Here is a 662-nt window from a genome sequence, read left to right as displayed (position 1 = left end):
TAAAAGTGAAAGATATGAATCAGGTGTACCTTTAGTAAAATTAGATGAAAATGTTAAAAGCTATATTTATAAATGCTATCGCTCAAAAGGCTCGACCGTCAAAATGAATGGAACGGCATTGGGTGCAGTAACTTTGTCTGTAGATAGAAATGAAACATCCAATGGAATTGAATATGTAATTAAGAGATGGGTTAAAGGGGGCTATAACCACTGGATACTTGTTTCGCTAAGAGGTGAAGGGGCATCTAATTCAAGTGGTGTTATACATATAGATGACTTAATACCAAGCTACGTTTTCGGTAAGTTCGAGAAAGTGATAAAAAACGAAGAGGACATAAGTTGTCCGAGCTATTAAGCATAACAAGGCCCTAAACGCAAACAAAAACAGTTGGCTTCGCTCGTGCCTCACAAAAATTTTTAGCCAACTATTTTTAACCGGTTACAACGGTGTTATGCGTTTAGTTAACAAGGATTAATTAAATTGAAGGGAAATTATTTGTGCGGGGAAGTTTCGTTTGAGTTATAAGGAGAGTTACCACTCATTTATCAATGTTATTGCTAATTGTGTCGCAAAGTGTTGGGTTTTTCATCTAGCTCAGTTTTGATTGTCAAAGTGTCAAATTTTGAATGGTAAAATGGCGAACCTCAAATTAACACTTTCT

Annotated in this window: 1 protein-coding gene; it reads left to right on the top strand. The window is 35.6% G+C overall.

Annotation, left to right across the window (positions count from 1 at the left end; all coding sequences use genetic code 11):
* On the top strand, nt 1-355 hold a 355-nt coding region (locus R7R78_RS26910; RefSeq protein ID WP_225474707.1), incomplete at its 5' end, for a hypothetical protein.
* Nucleotides 356-662 lie beyond the last annotated feature (307 nt).

The organism is Vibrio sp. 2134-1 (genome assembly GCF_033339495.1).
This window is presented reverse-complemented; position numbering and strand designations above follow the sequence as displayed.